4 protein-coding genes are annotated in these 3,557 nt (G+C 45.7%); all 4 read left to right on the forward strand.

All coding sequences use genetic code 11. The features are described from left to right. The coding region (locus L2082_RS18845) for an electron transfer flavoprotein subunit beta/FixA family protein (RefSeq protein ID WP_446012157.1) at window positions 1-758 on the forward strand (758 nt) is incomplete at its 5' end. 28 nt (window positions 759-786) lie between these two features. Continuing rightward, on the forward strand, window positions 787-2,232 hold the full coding sequence (gene mftF, locus L2082_RS18850) for a mycofactocin biosynthesis glycosyltransferase MftF (RefSeq protein WP_446012158.1): 1,446 nt from the start codon (window positions 787-789) through the stop codon (window positions 2,230-2,232). Window positions 2,233-2,274: 42 nt separating this feature from the next. Next, the gene (locus L2082_RS18855; RefSeq protein ID WP_446012159.1) at window positions 2,275-2,547 is read left to right on the forward strand and encodes a DUF4242 domain-containing protein; all 273 of its coding nucleotides are present in this window, start codon (window positions 2,275-2,277) and stop codon (window positions 2,545-2,547) included. A gap of 141 nt (window positions 2,548-2,688) precedes the next feature. Further along, the coding region (locus tag L2082_RS18860; RefSeq protein ID WP_446012160.1) for an iron-containing alcohol dehydrogenase at window positions 2,689-3,557 on the forward strand (869 nt) is incomplete at its 3' end.

The following is a 3,557-nucleotide window of genomic DNA, read 5'->3' on the forward strand; positions in this document are numbered from 1 at the left end:
TTGCTTTACGCGTGAAAGAAATTGCCGGGAACATCAGGGTCAGCCTTCTGACCTTAGGAGAGATGATTTCAGAGGTTCAGCTCAGGCGGTGTCTGGCCACAGGACCGGAGTATCTTTACCAGATGGACTTTATGGAGCACAAGGATACAGATCCTTTTTCCCAACCGGATCCATGGGTTAAGGCTGACCTTATCGCACAAACCGCAAAATCCCTTGGTGCAGATCTGGTTCTTTGCGGAAAAAAGTCCCTGGACAGAGCAAGCGGTCAGGTTGGCGCGCTTGTGGCCCAGCAGTTGCAATGGCCGTTTGTATCGGCCATTACAGATCTTTCATTTGATAAAGAAACGGGTATGGTTAGCGTACTAAGGAGCGCAGGACGTGGGGTCCGGGAGATGATAGAATCCCCCCTTCCTGCCGTATTCAGCGTTGATCTGGGTGCAGAACTCCGGTTGCCGACCATTGAAAAAAGAAAACTGGCCGATGCCTATGATATCCTCACACCAGATATCATTGCAGAGACAATCCCTGCAAAGAGTATTTGCCAGGATATTTTTCAACCGAAGCCGAGACCCCGTCTTATCCAGACTCCTGACAGCGCCCTGAATGCGTTTGACCGCATTCTCCAATTACTGGCAGGGAGCCGTGTCCAAAAAAAAGGGGAAATGCTGACCGGCAGCACAGAATCACAGGTTGAAGGCATTATCAGCTTTTTAAGAAAGAATGAGTTTATTGAATCAAAAATCAAAAAAAATGAGTAGATATCCTGAATACAGGCTGAGGTCGTCGGTGCAGTTTAAACTTCTGTCCGATGATCAACCCGTGCTTATCCTGGCCTATCCGCTTAAGGCGATTTATATCGCCCCCTTCTGGAAGCCAGTACTGAACTGCTTTAAGACGTATGATTATCTCTTTCTTGATCATATCGCTCAAACCTGCCCTGAAATAAGTATCCGGCAGATAGAATTCTTTCTGAACGACCTCACGCGCAAGGGATTTTTTGAATTAAAAGGCTTTACTTTCATGGAGGATGACGACCTGCCCTTTGTTTCAATTATCATACCGGTAAGAAACAGGTCCAAAGACATATCTGCCTGCCTTACATCACTGGGACAACTTGATTACCCAAAACAAAAAAAAGAAATCATTGTTGTCGATGATGCATCAGATGATAATACACCTGAAACAGTACGAAACTTCCCCGAAGCGGGTCTCATCGCCCTCACCGAAAACAGCCAGGTTTCCTTTTGCCGGAATCGTGCGGCTGAATCTGCAAAAGGGGATATTCTCGCATTCATAGATTCCGATTGTACAGCAGATCCCTCCTGGCTCAGGGAACTTGTCCCGGCATTCCGGGACAAATCCCTGGGCGCCATGGGCGGATTAGTGGACTCATATTATAATAAAAAAAGCCTGGATCAGTATGAAACAGCCAGGTCTGCTCTAAAAATCGCTTCCTGGTATAAAAGATCTACAAAAAAGGAGCGATTTTTCTACCTGCCCTTCTGTAATTTCCTGGTAAGACGTGAGCTGTTCTTCAAATTGGATGGTCTCCGGGAAGAACTTCATGTAGGGGAGGATGTGGATTTCTGCTGGCGGTTACAAGATAGCGGAGCAATGCTGGAATACAGGCCAGTCGGCCGGGTATTTCACAAACACAGGAACTGTCCGTTTACCTTCTGTTCCCGGCGCTTTGATTACGGAACGTCTGAACCTTTGCTGCAAAAACGCCACCCCGACAGGATAAAAAAGCTGTTCCTTCCGCCCCATGAATCATTTTTCTGGTCGCTTCTGTGCTTATCTCTATTTTTTAAATCCATTTCCGTATTCATCCTGTGTACCGTCATCTTTGCATCAGACACGGTGAACCGGTACTCAAAACTGCAAAAAAGGAAGGTACCTATCAGTTTTGTCACAATCTGCCAGGCTGTAATCCGCAGTTATCTCAGCTTTGCATATCACTTGTCCAGCTTTGTATCCCGGTACTATCTGATACCAGGCCTTCTGCTTCTGCCATTTTTCCCCAAGTTGACTGCTGTTATTATTTGTATGCACCTGACAGCGGGTGTTGCTGAATATTGCATAAAAAAAGCCTGCATGAATCCCATACCCTTTCTTTTCTTCTTTTCACTGGAGCAGCTTTCCTATCAGGCAGGGGTGTGGTGGGGGTGTTTTTTGAACGGAAATACAAAACCTGTTTTACCGAAGCTTGTGTATCGCCGGGACAGAATTTGAATATTGTTTGTAATCTAAACGCAAAACCAAGAGGAGGCAAAAATGCCAAAGTACATCATCGAACGTGAACTGCCAGGAGCCGGTAATCTTTCAAATGAAGAAATACAGGGAATTTCCCAAAAATCATGCAAAGTATTACGTAATCTGGGGCCGCAGATTCAGTGGGTGCAAAGCTATGTAACTGATGATAAAATCTATTGTGTTTATATTGCACCGAATAAGGAGATGATTGAAGCCCATGCAAAAGAAGGCGGTTTTCCCGCAAACCATATTTTTCAGGTTAACCGGATGATTGACCCGACAAGCGCGGAATAGGTCAGTTAAATACTTAAACCTGATATAACATATTGCAAAGAAATTTTCCGGCCGGCATAAATTAAAATTGAATTATGAATTCTAAAGGGTTAAGTTCAAGCAATATGCATGTTTAAAAATATTAAATCAATGGAATGTGCTATGCTGAGCCAAGATGATAATATATTAAAATTTGATATTCCGGAAATTATCTTTGGGCGGGGCTCCCTCTCAAAAGTCGGGCAGTGTGCCGGACGTCTTGGAGGAGAGAAGGTTCTTGTTGTCACAGATCCGGGAATAATCAAGGCCGGCTGGATTGATGAATGCCTTAAATATCTTCAGCAAGAAAGGTTAACATATGTTGTCTATGATAATGTAGTGACAAATCCGCGTGATTTTCAGGTGGATCAGGGGGTTCAACGCTATCTGAAAAAGGATTGTGATGTGATTATTGCCCTGGGGGGCGGAAGCGTCATTGATACAGCCAAAGGGATTGCAATCCTGGCAACAAATCATGGCACCGTGCATGAATATGCAGGGTGCAATCTTGTTCACCATCCAATTCCACCTCTGATCTGTGTTCCGACCACTGCAGGAACAGGAGCGGATATCAGCCAGTTTGCCATATTTCTGGATATCAGGAAGAAAATAAAACTGTGTGTCTTAAGCCGTACCATTATGCCGGATATATCCCTGATTGATCCTGAACTGCTCACGACCCTGTCATCTGAACTGATCGCAGCAACTGGGATGGATGCCCTCACCCATGCAATAGAAGCGTATGTCTCTTCGCTCTCCTGGCCGATGACAGATCCCCATGCCATTCACTCCATTAAGCTTGTGGCAGAGCACCTGGACAAGGCAACCAAAACAAAAGACATGACCTCGCTGGAGGGAATGTCCATCGCCTCACTTGAGGCAGGCATGGCCTTTTCCAACGCTATCCTTGGGGCTGTTCATGCCTTGTCTCACCCCCTGGGCGGACTGTACGATCTCCACCATGGCCTTGTCAATTCAGTGATCCTGCCAGC

The sequence above is a fragment of the Candidatus Electrothrix sp. genome (genome assembly GCF_052785085.1).